At 65.6% G+C, this 17,756-nt stretch carries 12 protein-coding genes and 1 pseudogene; 11 read left to right on the top strand and 2 right to left on the bottom strand.

Going from position 1 to position 17,756, the window contains the following annotated elements; all coding sequences use genetic code 11:
- The first annotated feature begins 1 nt into the window (after position 1).
- The 6 genes from FHY09_RS07510 (at position 2) to FHY09_RS07485 (ending at position 9,065) form a co-directional block, all read left to right on the top strand.
- Positions 2-487: a GNAT family N-acetyltransferase gene (locus tag FHY09_RS07510; RefSeq protein ID WP_166925760.1), complete on the top strand. Its 486-nt coding sequence runs from the start codon at positions 2-4 to the stop codon at positions 485-487.
- Positions 484-1,440: an EF-P lysine aminoacylase EpmA gene (gene epmA, locus FHY09_RS07505; protein ID WP_166925757.1), complete on the top strand. Its 957-nt coding sequence runs from the start codon at positions 484-486 to the stop codon at positions 1,438-1,440. The genes FHY09_RS07510 and epmA overlap by 4 nt, the downstream gene beginning before the upstream one ends.
- Before the next feature lie 142 nt (positions 1,441-1,582).
- Positions 1,583-2,272 (top strand): DUF3011 domain-containing protein, encoded by a 690-nt coding sequence (locus FHY09_RS07500; protein ID WP_456362761.1) that lies wholly within the window; start codon positions 1,583-1,585, stop codon positions 2,270-2,272.
- A gap of 20 nt (positions 2,273-2,292) precedes the next feature.
- On the top strand, positions 2,293-3,399 hold the full coding sequence (gene mtnA / locus FHY09_RS07495) for an S-methyl-5-thioribose-1-phosphate isomerase (RefSeq protein ID WP_166925754.1): 1,107 nt from the start codon (positions 2,293-2,295) through the stop codon (positions 3,397-3,399).
- A 150-nt stretch (positions 3,400-3,549) separates the two neighbouring features.
- On the top strand, positions 3,550-6,270 hold the full coding sequence (gene gyrA, locus FHY09_RS07490) for a DNA gyrase subunit A (RefSeq protein ID WP_166925752.1): 2,721 nt from the start codon (positions 3,550-3,552) through the stop codon (positions 6,268-6,270).
- Between the two features lie 245 nt (positions 6,271-6,515).
- A complete protein-coding gene (locus FHY09_RS07485) occupies positions 6,516-9,065 on the top strand; it encodes a membrane-bound PQQ-dependent dehydrogenase, glucose/quinate/shikimate family (RefSeq protein ID WP_166925749.1) in 2,550 nt (849 codons plus the stop codon).
- 64 nt (positions 9,066-9,129) lie between these two features.
- Here FHY09_RS07485 and FHY09_RS07480 read toward each other — a convergent pair whose 3' ends face one another.
- Positions 9,130-10,296 (bottom strand): aldo/keto reductase, encoded by a 1,167-nt coding sequence (locus FHY09_RS07480; RefSeq protein WP_166925747.1) that lies wholly within the window; start codon positions 10,294-10,296, stop codon positions 9,130-9,132.
- 355 nt (positions 10,297-10,651) lie between these two features.
- Here FHY09_RS07480 and FHY09_RS07475 point away from each other — a divergent pair, with 355 nt between their 5' ends.
- From FHY09_RS07475 to FHY09_RS07465, 3 genes are all read left to right on the top strand, one after another.
- Positions 10,652-11,200: a YqcI/YcgG family protein gene (locus tag FHY09_RS07475; protein WP_456362760.1), complete on the top strand. Its 549-nt coding sequence runs from the start codon at positions 10,652-10,654 to the stop codon at positions 11,198-11,200.
- The gene (locus tag FHY09_RS07470) at positions 11,190-11,810 is read left to right on the top strand and encodes a LysE family translocator (RefSeq protein ID WP_166925743.1); all 621 of its coding nucleotides are present in this window, start codon (positions 11,190-11,192) and stop codon (positions 11,808-11,810) included. The genes FHY09_RS07475 and FHY09_RS07470 overlap by 11 nt, the downstream gene beginning before the upstream one ends.
- Before the next feature lie 421 nt (positions 11,811-12,231).
- On the top strand, positions 12,232-12,753 hold the full coding sequence (locus FHY09_RS07465; RefSeq protein ID WP_166925740.1) for a hypothetical protein: 522 nt from the start codon (positions 12,232-12,234) through the stop codon (positions 12,751-12,753).
- A 120-nt stretch (positions 12,754-12,873) separates the two neighbouring features.
- Here FHY09_RS07465 and FHY09_RS07460 read toward each other — a convergent pair.
- A pseudogene (locus FHY09_RS07460) lies at positions 12,874-14,029 on the bottom strand (IS3 family transposase).
- Between the two features lie 330 nt (positions 14,030-14,359).
- On the opposite strand from FHY09_RS07460, the gene FHY09_RS07455 reads away from it, so the two are divergent.
- The gene (locus FHY09_RS07455) at positions 14,360-14,887 is read left to right on the top strand and encodes a hypothetical protein (protein ID WP_166925737.1); all 528 of its coding nucleotides are present in this window, start codon (positions 14,360-14,362) and stop codon (positions 14,885-14,887) included.
- A 142-nt stretch (positions 14,888-15,029) separates the two neighbouring features.
- Positions 15,030-17,723 carry a T6SS phospholipase effector Tle1-like catalytic domain-containing protein gene (locus FHY09_RS07450; protein ID WP_166925735.1) on the top strand — a complete coding sequence of 898 codons (2,694 nt, stop codon included), beginning with the start codon at positions 15,030-15,032 and terminating at the stop codon, positions 17,721-17,723.
- Positions 17,724-17,756 lie beyond the last annotated feature (33 nt).

Raw genomic sequence — 17,756 nt, 5'->3', positions numbered from 1 at the left:
CATGCAGACCGCCCCCCTGGATTTCCGCCTCGCCACGCGCGCCGACCAGGCGCAGCTGGTCGCGCTGATGCGCGATTTCTACGTTGAAGACCAGATCGCGTTCGAGCAGGCGCGCGTGCTGCGCGGGGTCGAGGCGTTGCTCGCCGATCCGCGCCACGGCGAAGCCCTGTTGTTCCTCGACGAGCAGCGCCACATCGGCGGCTACGCCGTGATCGCGATGGGTTTCAGCCTGGAGCAGGGCGGCGAATTCGCGCTGCTGGACGAGCTGTACCTGACGCCGGCGACACGGGGCCGCGGGCGTGGGCGCAAGGCGCTGGCGATCGTGGAACAGCGCGCGCGCGCGCGCGGGGTCAGCCGCCTTCGCCTGGAAGTGAACCGCCATAATGCGCTGGCGCGTCGTCTGTACCTGGCCACCGGTTACGTGGATGACACCCGTGACCTGCTCACGCTGCCGCTCGACCACGCCCGCACCCACGGTGACCTGTGAGCGGCGATCCCCTGCAGGCGCTGCGCCAACGGGCCGCGCTCAACGCCCTGATCCGCCGTTTCTTCGAGGCGCGCGGCGTGCTCGAAGTGGAGACGCCGATCCTCTCGGCAGCGGGCAACACCGAGCCCAACATCGACAGCTTCCACACTGTCTTCAGCGGCCACCACCAGGCCGGCGCACGCACGCGCTGGCTGCGCACCTCGCCCGAGCATGCGCTCAAACGCCTGCTTGCGGCCGGCGTGGGCGACTGCTACGAGCTGGGGCGGGTCTTCCGCAACGGTGAAGCCGGTGGGCGCCACAACCCCGAGTTCACGATGCTGGAGTGGTACCGGACAGGCTGGGACCACCACCGGCTGATCGACGAAACCGCAGCGCTGGTCAATCAAGCCCTGGCACTTGTGGGACGCCAGGCGCGCGTGGAGGTCCTGACCTACCGCGAGCTGTACCGGCAGCGGGCCGGCGTGGATCCGTTCGGTGACAGCCTGCAGGCGCTGCGCTGGCCGCTGCAGGCGGTGGACATCGATCCGCAGGGGCTCGAGCGCGACGACTGGCTGGACCTGCTGATGACCCACTGCATCCAGCCCGGATTCGATGACGAAACCATGACCGTGGTGCACGACTGGCCGGCCTCGCAGGCCGCACTCGCACGCATCCGCGCGGGCGAGCCGCCGGTGGCCGAGCGCTTCGAGCTGTACCTCGGTGCGGTGGAGCTGGCCAACGGTTACCACGAGCTCGGCGATGCCGCCGAGCAGCGCGCGCGGTTCCTGCACGACCATGCGCGGCGAACGGCGCGGGGCCAGCCGCTGCCGCCCATCGACGAGGCCCTGCTGGATGCGCTGCCACACATGCCGGCCTGTGCCGGTGTCGCGGTGGGGGTGGACCGGCTGCTCATGGCGATGGGCCGCACGGGACGCATCGCCGACGTGCTGGCGTTCGATTTCGCCAACGCCTGAGCGACGTCGACGACCCTTGCGCGATGCACGGCGATGATGCTCTTATCACGCCGCTTGCCGCATCGTAGCGGCGCAAACACAACGCAGGGCGGGGACATCGTTGAACACGCAGTTCGCTCGCACGGGCATTTCCCTGGCACTCCTGCTGCTCTGCGCCGCCGTGCCACACGCCGTGGAGGCGCGCGACACCGATGGCTATGCCAGCCAGGTGGTCCGCTGCCAATCGCGTGACCTGGAATGGGTGCACTGCGAGATGGATGTCAGCGAGGGTGTGGACCTGGTGCGGCAGATGTCCGGTAATGCCTGCGTGCGCGGCAGTGAATGGGGCACCGATCGCAGCGGCGTGTGGGTCACGCTGGGGTGTCGGGGCGAATTCCGCTCACGCGCGGCGGCCAGCGCGGGAAAGGGCACCAGCACGACCACCCGTCAGATGCGCCGCGTGGTGCGCTGCGAATCACGTGGCCGGCCCGAGAGCTGCCCGGTCAAGCTCGACGGCGCACCGGTGCGGCTGCTGCGGCAGAACTCGGCCATGCCGTGCCGCGAAGGCCGCAGCTGGGGCTATCGGCGCAATGAAATCTGGACCACGCGCGGCTGCCAGGCCGATTTCGAGATCGGCGCCGAGGACGGCTCGGGATTCATCGACGTGCCTCGGCGCATGACCTGTGAATCCAAGGACCGCCGCCGGCGGTTCTGCGGTGCGAGCATCGCCACCGGCGTGAAGCTGGTCAGGCAGCTCTCCGGGCGCGCCTGCGAGGAAGGCCGCAGCTGGGGCTGGGAGCGCAATGGCGTTTGGGTGGACGATGGCTGCCGGGCCGAGTTCTCGGTGAACTGAGCGCGCATTACACTAGGCGCATGAACGCGCCCACCGATATCGATTACGCCCGCTACGACCACATCCGACCGATCCTGTGGACCGGCGATGCCCTGCAACTGCTGGACCAGCGCAAGCTCCCCTTCGTGGTGGAGCACGTGGCCTGCACCACCAGCGACGAGGTCGCTGCGGCCATCCATGCGCTGACCGTGCGCGGGGCCCCGGCGATCGGCATCGCGGCCGCGTGGGGCGTGGTGCTGGCGGCACGGGAGGTGCCAGACGCCGACGACGGCGCACAGGCCCTGCAGAAGCTGGAGCCGGCACTGCAACGCCTCAATGCGTCGCGGCCCACGGCGGTGAACCTGGCCTGGGCGTTGGCCCGCATGCGCCGCGTGCTCGCCCAGGCGGGGAGCGAGTGGCGGCAGGTGCTGGAAACCGAAGCCGAGGCGATCGCCACCGAAGACCTCGCCGCCAACCGCCATATGGGCGCTCTCGGTGCCGGCCTGATCGAGGCGGGCAGCGGGGTGCTCACCCACTGCAACACCGGTTCGCTGGCCACCGCCGGCTTCGGCACCGCACTGGGCGTGATCCGTGCCGGGATGGCCCAGAACCGCATCGCGCGCGTGTTCGCCGGCGAGACGCGGCCGTGGCTGCAGGGCGCGCGCCTGACCGTGTGGGAGCTGCAGCAGGATGGTATCGATGCCACGTTGATCGCTGACTCGGCTGCTTCGCACCTGATGAAGACCGGTGCGGTGCAGTGGGTGGTGGTGGGCGCGGACCGCATCTGCGCCAATGGTGATACCGCCAACAAGATCGGCACCTACCAGCTGGCCATCGCCGCGCGGCACCACGGGGTCAGGTTCATGGTGGTGGCACCGTCGTCCACGGTGGACATGGAGACCGAAGATGGCGGGGCCATCGAGATCGAGCAGCGCGATCCGGGCGAACTGTTCGGGGTGGGCGGCAGCCGCACCGTAGCCGACGGCATCGCCGCGTGGAACCCGGTTTTCGACGTCACCCCGGGCGAACTGATCGATGCGATCGTCACCGAGCGTGGCGTGATCCTGAGCCCGACGCGGGACAGCATGCGGGCCGCCTTCGGTGCAGACGCGTCCGATACGTCCGGAAGCTCTCCAGCAGGTCTGTAAGTTGCTGATTTTCTCGGGTAAAGACGGCCTGAACAGGGGCGGAAAGAGCGCCGCTGTGGTAGACTCCGCCAGTTAATCGAGATTCCGCCGCTGCCGCCCCGAGAGGGGTCGGCGCGTCGGACTGGACCGCAACCAGACAACGGAACCCGAATGGCAGAATCCGCCAAGGAAATCATCCAGGTCAACCTGGAAGACGAGATGCGCAAAAGCTACCTTGATTACGCGATGAGCGTGATCGTGGGGCGTGCGCTGCCCGATGCGCGCGACGGCCTGAAGCCAGTGCATCGTCGCGTCCTGTTTGCGATGAACGAACTCAACGCGCACAGCAACAAGCCGTATTTCAAGTCGGCGCGTATCGTCGGTGACGTCATCGGCAAGTACCACCCGCATGGCGACCAGTCGGTGTATGACACCCTGGTACGCATGGCGCAGCCGTTCTCGCTGCGCTACATGCTGGTCGATGGCCAGGGTAACTTCGGCTCCATCGATGGCGACTCCGCCGCGGCCATGCGTTACACCGAGGCGCGCATGTCGCGGCTCACGCATGAGCTGATGGCCGACATCGAAAAGGAAACGGTTGATTTCCAGCCCAACTACGATGAGAAGGAACTGGAGCCGACGGTCATGCCGACCCGGTTCCCGAATCTGCTGGTCAACGGTTCGGCCGGCATCGCGGTGGGCATGGCGACCAACATTCCGCCGCACAACCTGACCGAAGCGATCAACGCGTGCATCGCGCTGATCGACACGCCGAACATCGATGTCGACGGCCTGATGGAATACATCCCGGGCCCGGATTTCCCCACCGCCGGCATCATCAACGGCACCGCCGGCATCATCGCCGGTTACCGCACCGGCCGTGGCCGCGTGCGGATCCGTGCGAAGGCGAGCGTGGAAGTGGCCGACAACGGCCGCGAGTCGATCATCGTCACTGAAATTCCCTACCAGGTGAACAAGGCGCGTCTGATCGAAAAGATCGCCGAGCTGGTCAAGGAAAAGAAGATCGAGGGCATCAGCGAGCTGCGCGACGAGTCCGACAAGGACGGCATGCGCATCTTCATCGAGATCAAGCGCGGTGAATCTGCGGAGGTTGTGCTGAACAATCTCTACCAGCAGACGCAGATGGAATCGGTGTTCGGCATCAACATGGTCGCGCTGGTCGATGGCCGGCCGCAGCTGATGAACCTCAAGCAGATGCTCGAGGCGTTCGTGCGCCACCGCCGCGAGGTGGTGACCCGCCGCACCGTGTTCGAACTGCGCAAGGCGCGCGCGCGCGCGCACGTGTTGGAAGGCCTGACCGTCGCGCTGGCCAACATCGATGAGATGATCGAACTCATCAAGACCTCGGGCAACCCGACCGAAGCGCGCGAGCGCATGCTGGCGCGGCTGTGGGAGCCGGGCCTGGTGGGTTCGATGCTGGGCGCGGCAGGGGCCGAAGCCTCGCGTCCGGAAGATCTGCCCAAGGGCGTGGGCCTGCTGGACGGCGGCTACCAGCTGACCGAGATCCAGGCCACGCAGATCCTGGAAATGCGCCTGCATCGCCTGACCGGGCTGGAGCAGGACCGCCTGACCGACGAATACAAGCAGCTGCTGGAAGTCATTGCCGGACTGATCCACATCCTGCAGGATCCGGATCGCCTGCTGCAGGTGATCCGCGAAGAGCTGATCAGCATCCGCGAGGAGTTCGGTGACGCGCGCCGGACCGAGATCCGCCACAGCGAGGAAGACCTCGACATCCTCGACCTCATCGCCCCGGAAGACGTGGTGGTGACGCTCTCGCATTCGGGCTATGCCAAGCGCCAGCCGGTCAGCGCCTACCGCGCGCAGCGCCGCGGTGGCCGCGGACGCAGCGCCGCTTCGACCAAGGAAGAGGATTTCATCGAGCAGCTGTGGCTGGTCAACACGCACGACACGCTGCTGACCTTCACCAGTGCCGGCAAGGTGTTCTGGCTGCCGGTGCACCAGTTGCCGGAGGCCGGCTCCAATGCACGCGGCCGTCCGATCATCAACTGGATTCCGCTGGAGCCCGGCGAACGCGTGCAGGCAGTGCTGCCGGTGCGTGAGTATGCCGAAGGCCAGTTCGTGTTCTTCGCCACGCGCAACGGCACGGTCAAGAAGACCCCGCTGAGCGAGTTCGCCTTCCGCCTGGCACGCGGCAAGATCGCCATCAACCTGGACGAGGGTGACGCCCTGGTCGGCGTCGGTCTGACCGATGGCGAGCGTGACATCCTGCTGTTCGCGTCCAACGGCAAGACCGTGCGTTTCGCCGAGGACCGCGTCCGTTCGATGGGCCGCACCGCCACCGGCGTGCGTGGCATCAAGATGGCCAAGGGCGAAGAAGTGGTCAGCCTGATCGTCGCCGAGAGCGCTGGCGGCGTGGAGGAGGACAACGAGGACGACACCGGCATCGAAGATGCGTCCGTGGATGCAGGCGATGCCGTGATCGAAGGCGGTGACGAGGCGGGCATGCAGTACATCCTGACCGCCACCGAGAAGGGGTTCGGCAAGCGCACGCCGCTGCCGGATTACCCGCGCAAGGGACGCGGCACTCAGGGCGTCATCGGCATCCAGACCAGCGAGCGCAATGGCAAGCTGGTGGCCGCGGTGCTGATGGGCGCCTCGGACGAAGTGCTGCTGATCAGCGATGGCGGCACCCTGGTACGTACGCGTGGCTCGGAAATCAGCCGCGTCGGCCGCAACACGCAGGGCGTCACCCTGATCCGTCTGTCCAGGGACGAGAAGCTGCAGGCCGTGGAGCGCATGGACGCGGCGATCGTCGAGGACGACGAAGAGGCCGAGCTGGCGAACGTCGATGCACCGGCCGCCATGGAGACGGCCACCGACGTTGCCGGAGACGCGCCGCAGGAGTGATCCGGTACCGCGCCGGAACGCGGTGAGCAACGACGCCGGCCCCGTGCCGGCGTCGTTGTTTCCGCTGTTGGCGTGGGCGGGCCATGCGGTTTGCGGCGCCGCGCATTGCCCATTCTGGCGATCGGCGAAAGAACGCACCTGCTTCACGGGCGCGGTGGGATAACGGTCCGCGCATCGCCGGACAACGTTGTCCGGTGCGCCGTTCCCGCCGGCCCCACGCCGGCCGTCATCCAGGAGCTCCCCTCATGTCTGCTGTGCCTCCCGATCCGCGCGTGGTGCCCTCGCCCCGCCGCCGGCACGCGCTCGTTTCCATTTTCTCCATCGTGCTGGGCCTGATCGGCCTGGTCATTGCCGCCCTCGGCACGTACCTGATCACGCTCGGCGGCTCGTGGTACTACGGTCCCGCCGGTATCGCGATGGTCGCCAGTGCCGTGCTGCTGTGGCGAAACCGGCGTGCTGCGGCCACGCTCTACGCGGCTCTCTTCGCCGCCACCCTGTTGTGGACCTGGTGGGAGTCGGGGGCTGATTACTGGCGCTGGGTCCCGCGCCTGGGGCTGGTGACCGCACTGGGCATCGTGATGGCGCTGCTGGCGCCGCGGCTGCAGGCGCCGGCGGGCCGGCCAGCCGTCTCCAAGCGTGCTTCCCGCGCGACGGCGGGTGCGCTCGCCCTGGTCGTGGTGGCAGCGTTCGTACTTGCCTTCGTGCCGCATTACCACGTGACCGGTGACCAGCCGTTCCCCGACGTGGCCGCTGGCGCAGGACTCACGCCTGGTTCGACCGCGACGCGCCTGCAGCCGGCCGACCAGCCTGCCGATGGCGACTGGGCCGCATGGGGGCGCAACAATGCCGCCACCCGCTATTCGCCGCTGACGCAGATCACCGCGGACAACGTGAAGGACCTGCAGGTGGCCTGGCAGTTCCGCACCGGTGACCTGCCGCAGAAGCGGTGGGGCGCGGAAACCACGCCGCTGAAGATCGGCAACCGGCTTTACCTGTGCTCGGCACGCAACCAGCTCATCGCACTGGACGCCGCCGATGGCCGGGAAATCTGGCGCTACGATCCCAAGGTCAAGGACGATGCCATTCCCTATACCGCCGCCTGCCGCGGTGTTTCGTACTACGAACAGCCCTCTGCACAGGCCAGCGCAGACGCCATGCTGGCCGAGGCCGCCGCAGACCTGGCATTGCCCGCACCGCCGCCGACGCCGGTGGCCGCAAGCGTTCCCGGCCAGCGTGCCGCATGCACCGCGCGCATCATCGAAGGCACGCTGGACGGCCGCCTCATCGCCGTCGATGCCGATACCGGCACGCCGTGCGCGGGCTTCGGCAACAACGGCCAGGTCGATATCAAGGTGGGCATGGGCACCACCCCGCCGGGCTATGTTTCCATCAATTCGCCGCCCGCCCTGGTGCGGGGCGTCATCGTCACCGGTCACCAGGTGCTTGACGGCCAGCGCCGTGACGCGCCTTCGGGCGTGATCCAGGCCTACGACGCGGTGACCGGCAAGCTGCGCTGGGCATGGGACATGGACCAGCCCGAGCTCACCGGCCTGCCGCCGGCGGGCAAGGAATACACACGCGGTACGCCGAACATGTGGACCGTGGCGACCGGCGACGACGAGCTGGGCCTGGTCTACCTGCCGATGGGCAACTCGGCGGGCGATTACTGGAGTGGCTCGCGCACGGAAAACCAGAACAAGTACGCGACCTCCCTGGTGGCCATCGATGTGACCACCGGCAAGCCGGTGTGGCACTTCCAGGCCGTGCGCAAGGATGTGTGGGATTACGATCTCGGCTCGCAGGCCAGCCTCATCGATTTCCCCACGCCGGCCGGCAAGGTGCCGGCGATCCTGCTGCCCAGCAAGCAGGGCGATATCTACATCCTCGACCGCCGTACCGGCAAACTGCTGACCCCTGCGGCCGAGCGCAAGGTTCCCACCGGCGGCGTGGAGCCGGCGCAGCGCTCGCCGACACAGCTGTTCTCGCTGTACCACACGCTGCGCCGCGACCATGTACTGACCGAGCGTGACATGTGGGGCATCACGCCCATCGATCAGCTGGTCTGCCGCATCCAGTTCAAGCAGGCCAGCTACGAAGGGTTCTACACACCGCCCACCGCGGACCGTCATTCGATCGAATATCCCGGTTACAACGGGGGTTCGGACTGGGGCAGCGTGGCGATCGACACCCGTCGTGGCGTGATCGTGGCCAACTACAACGACATGCCGAACTACAACAAGCTGGTGCCGCGCGCGGAAGCCGACCGCAAGGGCTGGAAGCCCCGCGAGGACGCGGGCAATGATCCGGGCAAGGCCGAAGGTGCGGGCGATCCGCAGGTGGGCACCCCGTATGCCATCGACGTGAACGCGGGGTGGCGCCTGCCGTTCACGGGCCTGCTGTGCAAGCAGCCGCCCTACGGTGGCATCCGCGCGATCGATCTGCGCACCGGCAAGACGCTGTGGGATCGCCCGTTCGGCAGTGCCCGGGCCAACGGTCCGTTCGGCATCCATTCCGGCCTGCCGATCGAGATCGGGACGCCCAACAACGGCGGCTCGGTGGTCACCGCCAGCGGCCTGATCTTCATCGCCGCGGCCACCGATGACCTGCTGCGCGCGATCGACCTGAAGACCGGCAAGGAACTCTGGCACGCCAAGCTGCCTGCGGGCGGCCAGGCCAACCCGATGATCTATGAGCATGCGGGCCGGCAATATGTGGTCATCATGGCCGGCGGCCATCATTTCATGGAGACCCCGGCCGGCGATTACGTGACGGCCTACGCGCTACCGAAGCTGTGATGCGGCCGTAGACACCGAGGCTGCGCGGCCACCCGCATACCGGGCGGCCGCGCAGCGCGAGGCTTCAGGCTTTTGGTACCGGTGCATCACTGGCAATCAGCTTTTCCTGCTTCAATTCCGCCCAGAATCCGGCCGGAATCGCGATGCGCATCGATTCGACATTCGCCCGCACCTGTTCCGGCGTGCGCGCGCCGGGAACGATGCACGACACCACCTCCGGTGCATCGGCGAACTGCAGGGCCGCCGTGCGGATATCGATACCGTGGCGGACACAGATCGCGTTGATCCTGGCCCGCTTCGCCGGCGCCCAGTCCGGGATCGGACTGCCATACAGATAGCGCTCGCGACCCGTGAGATAACCCGCCAGCAGGGGCGAGCCGACCATCACCGAGACGTTCTTTTCAGCGAGTTTGGGGAATGTTTCGTGCAGCGCCACCTCGTGATCGAGCAGCGAATACTGGCAGGCCAGCAGCATGATGTCCGGGTCGGCTTCGGCGACCGCGCGCAACGCCGGCTGCGGACGGTTCACGCCAAATCCCCAGGCTTTGATCAGGCCTTCTTCGCGCATGCGGGTCAGCTCGGGCATCGCCCCGCGCAGTGCCTCCTCGAAACGCTGTTCCCAGGGCATGCCCAGGTCTTTCTCGTTCTCCGGTGACAGGTCATGGATGAACACCATATCCAGTTGCGCGACACCGAGGCGGTTGAGGCTGTCTTCCACCGAACGGCGCGTGCCTTCGGCCGAATAATCGTATCGGTAACGAAACGGTGCCGGATCATGCCAGCTGGTCTTCTGGAGAGGACCCGCGGTGGCGGTGAGCAGGCGGCCGACCTTGCTGGACAGAGCGTACGCCTGCGCCGGGTGGCGATGGAGTTCCTGGCCCATGCGTCGCTCGCTCAGTCCCAGCCCGTACCACGGCGAGGTATCGAACAGGCGCACGCCTGCCGCCCAGGCAGCCGCCAGGGTCGCCTGCGCCGCCTCATCCGAGGTCGGGGCCAGGCTGCCGCCCAGTGGTGCGCCGCCCAGGCCCATCCGGGTCGGCGGCCGGTAGCGTGGACCGGTGCGTGGGTTGGTGGGCAGCGCGGCGTCCTGGCGTGGCGTGCCGCGCGTTGGCAGCACGCTGCCCGGGGCAGGCGAGGGCGCCGCGCTGGCGGTGCGGGCCAACAGCGGGGCAGCGGCCAGGGCGGCGGCGCCGGCAGCTGCAGCGGAAAGGAACTGGCGTCGTGCGTTCACGGAAGACTCCTGGGGTGAGTGCGGGCAGGTCACGCAGGGGCCTCCGAGGGTAACGGCGCGGTCTGTCAACGCAGTGGGAACGGGAGCCGAGGCCGCACTGACCGAATTCCGGAAGTGCAGGTAGGGGCAGGACAAATAGTCTGCAGCTATCGAGTGCTGACCCGGAGGGCAAGATGTGTGACTACCCGGACGCCCATCGGGCCGGCAAGCCGTGGGAGCACGATGCGCTCGGCGCGTTGGCGGCACGGTTGACTGATCCCCGCTTTCCGTGTGTTTTCGCGCGTACCGCATGGCGTGCAGGTGCTGTCCGGATCGCGTTCTGCGATGACGCAGGGGGGAGGCGGCGTACGCGGCGCTGCTTGATTACACCGCGTTCGTGCAGTGCACGCCCGTCAATGACCGCCTGCTGGTGCCGCTGTGTCTGGTGGTGCGGACACCGGACGCGGCAGGGGCCAAAGGGCAGCACGCGCACGCATGGCGTCTGCTCGCGGAACTGCATCGACGCGATCCTGCGCCCTGGCCGGCGACGGTGCCGGTGGACACCGATCACCCGGCCTGGAGTTACTGCTTCAACGGCGTGCAGCTGTTCGTCAACATGAGTTCGCATGCCCATGTGCAGCTGAGAAGCAGGAATCTCGGCCCTTGGCTGACACTGGTCATCAACCCGCGCGAGAACTTCGATGTGGTCGCCGGTGCCGCCACGTCGCACGGGCGCGCTGTGCGCCTGCGGATCCGCGAACGGGTCAAGGCCTACAACGGCAGCGAGCTGCCTCCCAGCCTGGGTTTCCATGGCGAAGCCGGAAACCGTGAGTGGCGCCAGTACCAGCTGGATGAGCCGGCACACCCGGCGCCCCGGACCTGTCCGTTCACCGTGCGCAAGGGGGCCTGTCGAAATGGTCCTTGATCTGCAGCTGCTCGCCCTCTACGTGGTCACCGTCGTGGCGATGATCGCGCTGCCCGGACCGGTGGCGGTGCTGGTGGTGGGGGCCGGCCTGTCCGGTGGCGCGCGCCGCGCCCTGGCGACCATCGCGGGCACCAATGCGGCCTCGCTCCTGTTGATCCTGCTGTCGGTGCTGGTGGTGCGTGGACTGCTGGCGCTGGATGAAACGTTCTTCAACCTCATCAAGCTGCTGGGTGCTCTTTACCTCGGCTACGTTGGCGTGGGGCTGCTTCGTGACGCGCCTGCCGACACGCTGGCGCACGCACGCAAGGGGGCCGGCGGCTTCGCCAACGGCTTCCTCGTCGCGGTCTCCAATCCGAAGGACATCGTGTTCTTTGCGTCCTTCTTCCCGCAGTTCATCGCCATCACGCCACACGCCGGCAGCAGCCTGGCCGTGCTGACGCTGCTGTGGATCGTGCTGGATTTCGCAACGCTGATGCTGATGTTCCATCTCATCAGCCGGCTCCTGCAACCGCGCGTGCAACGCATGCTGCTGCGGGGCTCCGGCGGCGTGCTGCTGGTGGTGGCTGCGGTGGGCGGGTGGGCCGCCGGGTCAGCGTTGTGGGTGTCCTGACGGGTGAGCGGGTCTTCGTGTAACAGCGATTGAGGCTTGATGCAGTGCCTCGTGGCGGTCTGCTGTTCGTGACGGAACTACATCGCCGCACCGTGCTCGATGGGGATGGCATTTTCGACGCATGACATTCTGGGGATTTGAGCGCTGGATTTTTTGATATTCAAGAGACGGGCGATAAGGCACGGCACCAGCGAGGCCGTAGGTCAATTGCGAAGTCGTATTCAAACAGGTTGGGCGTGCCCAGATGCCCGCATGAGCCGCACGAGCGGCCTACTGGACGTTATGCAATGCCGCGGAAGAGGGCACGATTGATCCAGGCGCTATTCGAGGATTGCGGCATTCCGATACTGGAGGATGGAAACTGCCTGTTTTACGCCCTAGGATGAAGGCAGTATCCATCGCGGGACGAGGCAGCCTAACCATGCTGAGCTTGAAATCACTGTTCGCCCCAGCGGACCCGTGGCCGTTGAAGTTCAAGCAACACAACTTCAATGCGTACTGCTACAACACCCTCCGGTGTAGCGTCATCTACAACAAATTCCAGTTCTCGCTCAGCCTGTTCGAATCGTCCGGCCCGACACCGGCCGGCGACTACCGATCCCGCTGGAGTGGAACCAACATTATTGGCGATCATTTTGCCAAACCGGTAAAGGTCGACTGGCTGTCCTTGGATGGCAGCAGACATCACGCGCAGGTAGACCTGGCGAAGATGTTCAAGGACCGGCTGGTACGGCATAACGTGCCCAGAGAGGACATTCCAGAGGGCTGGTTGGCGGCATGGGGCGTTGAACCGTTGGGGGTGGATATCCTGATGGAAGTCAACGACCGCACGATCAGTGTTTATATGAAGGCGCTGATCATCACCAAGGAGCCTCAGATACCAGGTATTCCGGGTAGCAAGGCCCGCGAAGACCTGATTCAGGTCTGGACCAACACCTACTGAGACTTGCGCGAAGTGCGAACTAAGGGGGGCGTAGCATTTGGACCCATCAAACGTGTGCAGAAGCTCGCGCGAACCGCACGAGTGACCTCAGTGACCTGCCCCCTGTAACAGGACCAATTCTTACTTCGTAGAGTCCGTGGTTGCGAGCTTATCGCTCGGGTTTGAGTTCGCAAGTGATCCATGCTCGCGAAGCATGGCGGCGAACTCGGCCGGGGTGCTGTTGCCGAGCGAGCTGTGGGGACGTACCTCGTTGTAGTCACGCCGCCAGACACCGATCGCCGCCTTGGCGTGCTCCAGCGAAGTGAACCAGTTTTCGTTGAGGCATTCATCGCGGAACTTGCCGTTGAAGCTCTCGATATAGGCGTTCTGCGTGGGCTTGCCTGGCTGGATCAGCATCAACTTGACGCCGTTGGCGCTGGCGCACTGATCCAGGGATCGACCCGTGAACTCAGGGCCTGGTCGGTCCGGATGGCCGTGGGATAACCGCGAAAGCGGCACACAGACTCCAGTATGTCGGCAACGCCTTGACCGTTGATTCGGCGCGCGACCGCGATCTCCACAGCTTCCTAGGTGCAGTCGTCGACCACAGTCAGGCATTTGACCGGCTTGCCGTTGGCCAATGCGTCGAACACGAAGTCCATCGACCAGGTGTGGTTCGGCCCGGACGGAACCTGCAACGGGCATCGCTCGACCGCCACGCGCTCGCGCTTGCGGCGCTTGCGCACAGCCAAACCGGCCTGCCGGTACAACCGATGGACCCGTTTGTGGTTGACCACGTAGCCCTCGCGCTCGACCAGGATGTGAAGCCGTCGATAGCCGAATCGCCGGCGCTCACCAGCCAGCTCGATCAGGCGCTGCTGTAGTCCGTCATCCGTCCGCTGTGACTGGTAGTGCAGCACGCTGCGCGACAGATCCAGCAGGCGGCAAGCTCGACGCTCGGAGAGTTGGGTTTGAGCCCGCACGGCCATCACGGCATTGCGCCGCGCCTGCGGGCTCAGAATTTTCCCCGCGCCACGACCTTCAGCGCTTCGTTATCCAGCATCGCCTCGGCCAGCATCTTCTTGAGCTTGGCGTTTTCCGCCTCCAGCACCTTCAGCCGCTTAGCGTCGGGCAGCCGCTTAGCGTCGGGCACATCCAGGCCGCCGAACTTGCGACGCCACTGGTAGAAGGAGGCATCGCTGAAGCCGTGCTTGCGGCACAGCTCCTTGATCGGGGTGCCTGCGGCCGCCTGCTTCAGGAAGCCAATGATCTGCTCGTCGGTGAAACGCTTCTTCATGTCCATCCTCTGTCTGGGAACGGACTCTACTTAAATCAGGTTGGATCTGAAAACTGGGGGCAGGTCAATGGCAACGTTGCCATTGCGCTCGGCGTAATGCGTCGATTGCGATGCCTCGTTTAGCGACACCAATTCAGTCCAGAAACTCTCGCGCACCGCACGAGCTGCTTGGTTGCAGCTGCGAGGTGCGAGGGAATGCGACAGATGTTGACGGACAGGCCTGATGGCGGCGCTTCCACTTGCCGGCATCTCGACGTTGCCCGATGGCAAACATCCATTGTGCGCCGTAGGATGAGGCGCGAATCCATCATGGAACGAGGAAATCCACCTATGCAGGGCTTGAAGTCACTTTTTTCCCCGGCGGACCCATGGCCGCTGAAGTTCCGCAATTACGGCTTCGGCGTGCGTTGCTACAACACACTGCGCTGCAGTGTGGTTTATAACCGGTTTCAATTTGCGTCCGAGAAGGCCATGTTTGGTCCCTCCGGTGAACCGAGATCTCCAGACTGGAAGGATCACTGGGACGCAGGCTACGGCAGCGGAAACAGGTTTGCGCCACCTGTTGAGGTGGACTGGTTATCTTTGGATGGTAGTGAACATCACGCGCAGGTGGATCTAGCGAAGATATTCAGGGACCGGCTGGTACGACACAACGTGCCGAAGGAGGACATTCCGGAGGGCTGGCTGGCGGCGTGGGGAGTTGATCCGCTGGGAGTGGATATCCTGATGGAAGTCAACGACCGAACCATCAGCGTGTATTCCAAGGCTCTGATCATCACGAAGGAGCCTCAAATACCCGGTAATCCGCACAGTAATGGCCGGCGCGACCTGATTCAGGTGTGGACCCACACCTACTGAACCTCACGCAAGGAGCGCGGTAATGAGTGACAAGGACCTGATCGGCATCACGCCGATGGATGACGATGTAACGTTCTATGCTGCCGATGAAGCCCGGCTACGGAGCTAGCAGGAGGCCAGCGAGGCACTGTCTCGTTTCGAGGTGCCTCGGCTGGTTGACTCTGGAAATCCACATGAGCGGCTATTCATCGCCGCGTTCGATGGAACCGGGAACAACTTTCACAAGGACCCGTTGCATGCGACGAATGTAGCGCGCATCTTCAAGCAGCTGGAGGACGTTGAAGCCGAAGGCGATCCGATTTTCATTCGCTATTTGGAGGGCCCTGGAACCCAAAGCAATCCGATCACACGTACCGTAGATGCAGCTCTTGGCCATACCTACGAAGAGCGGCTTGAACAGATGTATGCTGATTTGGCGGATAAAGCAAAGGAATGGAGGCAAGCAGATCCGGAGGTGCAGATTCGTGTCTTCAGCACCGGCTTCAGCCGTGGTGCCAGCCAAGCCGCTGGCTTCACCAATCTGCTGCACGAGCGCGGCATCGTCGATCTGGCCAGCCGCGCCGTCGACGCCAATGGCCGAACCATCTACACCCGCCATATCGCCGCCCCCGGCCTGACCCCACAGGCCGTGGGCCTGTTCGACCCGGTGGCCACCGGCATTCCCGAGCGGTTTGATCGACGCCTGGCCCCGTCGGTAGTGTCCGGTTTGCAGATCACGGCGCTGGACGAAACCCGCGTCCGGTTCCCCAGCGACCAGGTGATACCACCCGGCGCCTCCGCCGATGGCCGTTTCCTCAACCTGCAGGTGGCCGGTGCGCATTCGGACATTGGTGGCGGCTACCTGCGGGATGGCCTGGCCATCCGCAGCTGCAACCTGATGACTGACTACTGCAATGCCCTGCGTCCCGGCGCCCCGTTGCTGGAGAAAGTTCATGAGCCCAGCGATCCGCGTCTGAATGTGGTGCATCGCTCCCACGAGGGCATGGTGCTCTTTCAGGTGGATCGTCAGGTGGACCGGGCTACGCCGGAGGGGGTGAACGCACGTCTGGCACCGGACAGGCTTGCTGCCGCCGATGCCTTGGCACACGCCCCCAAACCGGTGTCGCGTGCGCTGGAGCGCGGCCCGTTGGACCGTGTGTCCATCGGGCTGGTACCGTCCGAGGCAGGTGATCTTGCGATGGCAAACCTGCGGCGTATTGAAGCGGCAGAGGCGGCGGGCATTCGCCCGGCGAGCGGAGCCACAAAACTTGCACGGTCACTGAGCCACGGCGCTGCCGTGGTAACCACGGGCGTAGAAGCGGTCAGCGTCGCGCACGATTACAGCCAGCTGCGCAACCAGGGAAACCTGACCGCGGCCCGGGCAACTGTCAGCCGTTCGGCAAGCACCGGTGCCGGCACGTGGCTTGGCTTTGAAGCAGGCATGGCGGTGGGCAGCCCGCTGGGACCCGGCGCTCTGGCGACGGGAGCGGTGGGCGCCGTCATCGGCGGGGTGGCCGGTGACAAACTGGCCGATGCCATGGAACACCGTCGCATCTACACCCAGCGCGGCAGCGACGGCAATACTTGGCAGGCCGACCCGACCCATCCGGAGCAGGGCTGGAGGCGCCAGACTCTGCCGCCACTACCCAGCTCGCCGCAGGGCCAGTACGCGATTGCCAGCCCTGCATTGGCCGACGAACTAAATTACAAAGCCGTGGCCAAAGCCACCGAGCTGGGCATGGCCGCAGCGACTGCGCGTGATCCGTTCAAGCTACCGGCCAGCAGCGCTGATGGGTTCAGTGGGTATGGGGGTGATTGGCGGCGTAACCCGGCCAATGGTGAGTGGCAGCGGCAGATCAACTATGACAAGCCCGGCTTGGGCCACACCGAGACCGCGGCGCCGGAGCGGGCCCAGCAGCTGGACAGCCAGTCCCGCCAGATAGTCGCCGACAACGCCGCACGCAGTCCTGCCGCCCTGGCTGCAGCCTTCAGTGTCCTGTATGCACAAAACAACTGGCAAGCGCATGGCAAGTTGCCTGAGGCAGTTGACAACAACCTGGCGCATCCGCAACGGGTGACCGCTTCCGATGGCCTGACCTATGACCGCAACGCCAACGGTCAGTGGACGCATGACGGAGTGTTCTGGAACAGCCATGCCGACGGCAACCTGCGGACCGAGCTGGAGTTGGCCGTTGTGGCCCAGCGCGAACACGTACAGAAACTGATGCATCCGGGACGTGGCCCCGAACCCGCAACGCCGACTCTGGAAACGGTGCGCGTGACGCCATCTCCCGAACAGCAAGCCGAAGGCCCGCACGTTGCGCCTGCGCCAGTGACGCCAGATGATCCCGACAAGGCACGTTCGGTGTCGATGGAGCACCAGTCCCCGCAGGGCCCGCACGGAGCAGCCCACCACGCACGGGATGAAGGCACGCCGCGTCGGCTGGCCGACCTCAGGCCGGGCCACCCCAGCCATGCGCTCTACGCGCAAATTGCAGAAGGGGTCAGCAAGCTGGATGCGGCGCACGGCCGGAGTTTCGATGAAACGAGTGAACGGCTGACCGCCAGCCTGCTGGTTCGCGCCAGCGAGAGTGGGCTGAGCCGGGTTGATCACGTGCTGCTGAACATGCAAACCGCCAAGGTAGCCGCCGGTGAGAAGGTGTTTCTCGTACAGGGCGACCCGAGCGACCCTTTGCACAAGCGAGTCACGATGGCCACGATGGAGGCCCTGCAGACGCCGGTGGAGGTGTCTCTGGCACAGCTCCCCGCAGCCGAGGAACAGGGTAGGCACGTGGCGGCCATGCAGATGGACCAGCAGGCTGTGACGATGCAGGCGCAGCCGCTTCAGATGGGTTGAGCGCGGTCCCATCCGCATTGCGCGCGCCCTCGT

Source organism: Xanthomonas sp. 60 (genome assembly GCF_011761925.1).
This window is presented reverse-complemented; position numbering and strand designations above follow the sequence as displayed.